The following is a 3,501-nucleotide window of genomic DNA, read 5'->3' on the forward strand; positions in this document are numbered from 1 at the left end:
CCCGGCAGCCGGAAAAAGACCACCAAAGCATCGCAAAAATCTGAAACCAGCCAAAAAACCAGACCACCACACACGGGGGTGCGCAGCAGCCCAGCAAATCAACCAATCAAAAAACAATCGGTATCAACAAACTTGGCACACTATTGAGTTCTCAAACAACAGACACACCCGACACCACCCAACAACCGTCAGGATCGCTCCGGAGCAACTTTCCAAACTTACCCGAACCACGCAACCAAAGCAAATCAGCCACGCACCCGGCCCCCACCCAACAACAACACGCCACAAAAGCACGCCATTACCAGGCCATTTGAAAGGGGGGTTTTCGCCGCCATCAACACGCATCAGCGCCGGCGACTCGAACTACTTTACACACACCCACACCCCCACGCAAATCCACCCCCACACCACCCCAAAACCCCCAAACCACACCAAAAACCAGCCCCAAAACCACCCCAAACAAACACCACCACCCAAAAAACAAAAAACGTCGCCTCCACCACAAATGTGAACGCAAATGCACGACAACATTCCCAACTACGGCCTTTGTGGCCATATCCACCAGACTCATCCGTGCATTCAGACATTTAGCGGATATCGACCGATGTGACGAAAGACTCGACTGCATTTGTTTGAGGATTTCGGGACTCATTGCGGTTGAGCGTGTAGTACCGGCCGGCGCGCCAGGACGGGATAGGCGGCTGGGTCCTCACCATCTCCTGGGTCACCGAGGGGTTGGCAATGGCATGGAGCACCCCAACGATGACGCCCTGGCCCTAAGCCGGCCGATTACTTGTTGCTGCCCTAGCCGGTTGGATAGCGCAGCTGCGATCGGGGTCGACGAAAGCCTGACCCGACGGGCGGCTTCACCGGGTTCAAGACCGCCACGGCTGAGAGGCTCAGGGAGGTGACCACGATCATGGATACGTCCCCTGTCGCCCGGCAGGTGAGGTGAGACACTCGATGAGTACCGCCGTCGGGCTCAAAACCGGGCCGCAGACATTGCGGAACTCGTCGGCCGACCCAGGCGATCTCCCACCATCCCGAAACCATCCCGGTTTACGGCACTGCCGCGCCTCTCTCATGAAGATTTCTCTTGTGGGTTGATGCCAAATCATGGATGCTGACGCCATGCGGAAGCTGAGCTACGGCATGAATGTGACAGTGGACGGATATATCTCCGCACACGGTCCAGGACACCTGTCACCATCCGGCGACATTGGCTGGAGCGTGCCGAGCGACGAGCTGTTCCAGTGGTGGCTAGAGCGGGAGCAGGCGAACAGCCTGTCGCTGTACGGACGCAAGCTGTGGGAAACGATGAGCTCATACTGGCCGACTGGCGACGAGCAACTCAACGCGACCGCGGCGCAGGTCGAATTCGCGCGCAACTGGCGCAGCACTCCGAAAGTTGTGTTCTCCTCTACGATCGAAAAGGTCGACTGGAACACCCGAGTGGTCAACGGCGATGCCGTCGCCGAGATCACCCGGCTCAAGGCCGAGGACGGCGGTCCAATGGCAATCGGCGGCGCAACCCTCGCAGGGACGGCCTTGCAAGCCGGACTGATCGACGAATACCTTCTAGTCACCCATCCGGTCCTGGTTGGCGGCGGCACTCCCTTCTTCGTCGCACTGGACAACTGGGTGAACCTGGAACTCGTGGAGAAGACGGCTTTCCCCGACGGCGTCCTCCTGACCCGATACGAGAAGCGGCGGTGAGCGTTACTCCTCCGAAGATGCAGAACACACTGGCTGCAGCGCCAGTTGGCTGAAACCGCCCGCAGCGGACAAGGACGGATTCGGAGCATTCCACCGGCGGCTCACCCACGGGTAAGCAGGGGTCTGTCTTTCGGCCAGGGGTATGTGCACGGGGGTTCCCTCCTGACGCGGCTCACGGAGCGGCTGGTTTGCGGCCACGGCGCCCGGGTGGCTGGACCGCCGGTAGCGGGCGCGCGAATGGCCCTCAGCCGTTTCGCCCTGGTTGTGTGGACGCCGGGCTGGCGACGGGTGCGCGCGGCCTGAACCCGGCGAGCCCATGACGGGCGGACTGCGTCAAAAGCCGACCTCGTGACTGGGCAGGCCGGCAGCGGTAGGGTGACCGCAGGCCTCATCGACCCCGCAGGCCTGACAAGGCCGGCGTGAAAGGCAGGCAGCGCGTGATTGTCATTTCGGTGATGCTCATTGTTCCGGACGCGACGACGGCCGTCGCCTGGTATCGGAAGGCCCTAGGCGCCGTCGAACTCTGGAACCTCGGTGGCGTGGCCGGGCTCGCTGTCGAAGGCGCGCCCTTCTTCCTCCACGAGGTCAACCCCCGCAACCCCGCCGAGACAAGCCCCGACCGCGCGGGCGTTACGAGCACACGGATCGAACTGTTCGTCGAGGATCCGGACGCCTTCGTGGCCCAGGCGATTGCCGCCGGGGCATCCCCCGGCTCACCGATCGTAGACCACAGGATGCCGTGGGGAATGCACCGCCAAGGCGGTTTCGTCGACCCGTTCGGCCACGTCTGGTCCGTGGGCGACGCCTCGCCCCTGCACGCCGGAAATCTGCGCCCGAAGTCTGCTTGATCCCCGCATTGCGCCGCTCGAGACGCCGTCTGGCGAGCAGCGTGGCAAGCCATGCTCGAGGCCGTCCACGGTCCCGAAACTCACCCACCAAGCCAAAGAGCCAACTCAGGTCTTTCGGCCCGGGTAGGTGAGCGGGGGTTCCCGGCCGGGATAGCTGAGCCGGGGTTGTGTTGTTCCGACGCCGGCTCGGGCCCGGGCGGGTTTCCCGGGACGCCTGCGCATATTCGGCGCGCTTTGCCGGGGACGCCGGTCTGGGTGCCGGGTGGGTTTCCCCCGACGCCGGTCCGGGTGCCTGGTGGTGTTTTGGTGGTTAAAGTGGGAGACCCCCGCACCCGGGGGTGTGGGGGTCTCGACCATTTTGAGTGTTGTCCGGCGGTGTCCTACTCTCCCACACCCTCCCGGGTGCAGTACCATCGGCGCTGTGGGTCTTAGCTTCCGGGTTCGGAATGGGACCGGGCGTTTCCCCCACGCTATGACCGCCGTAACCTTTTCACCCGRCCCTGCCCCCGGTGKTGGGGGTGGGTGGGAAAACTGTGGGTTACAACATGTGGTGTTGTTATTCAGTTATTTTGGTTCCGGTTGTTGTTCGGGAACCACATAGTGGACGCAAGCAGTGTAAAGTCCCACACCCCGTGTTKGGGGGGTGGTGTGTGGTGTAAGTCGTTGGCCTATTAGTACCGGTCAGCTTCAACAGTCGTTAGTCCTGTCTTCCACATCCGGCCTATCAACCCAGTGGTCTGGCTGGGGGCCTTCCCCACTCGTGGTGGGTGGAAATCTCATCTTGAAGCGAGCTTCCCGCTTAGATGCTTTCAGCGGTTATCCCATCCGAACGTAGCTAATCAGCGGTGCACTTGGCAGTACAACTGACACACCAGAGGTTCGTCCGTCCCGGTCCTCTCGTACTAAGGACAGCCCTTCTCAAATTTCCTGCGCGCGC

General features: G+C 61.9%; 2 protein-coding genes and 2 rRNA genes. 2 read left to right on the top strand and 2 right to left on the bottom strand.

What is annotated here, in order from left to right; translation table 11 throughout:
* Positions 1-1,131 precede the first annotated feature (1,131 nt).
* Together E1809_RS26165 and E1809_RS26170 are read left to right on the top strand one after the other, a co-directional pair.
* On the top strand, positions 1,132-1,716 hold the full coding sequence (locus E1809_RS26165; protein WP_133207134.1) for a dihydrofolate reductase family protein: 585 nt from the start codon (positions 1,132-1,134) through the stop codon (positions 1,714-1,716).
* 437 nt (positions 1,717-2,153) lie between these two features.
* Positions 2,154-2,564: a VOC family protein gene (locus tag E1809_RS26170; protein ID WP_133207135.1), complete on the top strand. Its 411-nt coding sequence runs from the start codon at positions 2,154-2,156 to the stop codon at positions 2,562-2,564.
* A gap of 367 nt (positions 2,565-2,931) precedes the next feature.
* Here E1809_RS26170 and rrf read toward each other — a convergent pair.
* Both rrf and E1809_RS26180 read right to left on the bottom strand, forming a co-directional pair.
* Positions 2,932-3,048: ribosomal RNA gene (rrf, locus tag E1809_RS26175) — 5S ribosomal RNA — on the bottom strand.
* Positions 3,049-3,215: 167 nt separating this feature from the next.
* Positions 3,216-3,501: ribosomal RNA gene (locus tag E1809_RS26180) — 23S ribosomal RNA — on the bottom strand; the annotation flags it as partial.

The sequence above is a fragment of the Arthrobacter terricola genome (assembly GCF_004354015.1).
Taxonomy (GTDB): domain Bacteria; phylum Actinomycetota; class Actinomycetes; order Actinomycetales; family Micrococcaceae; genus Arthrobacter; species Arthrobacter terricola.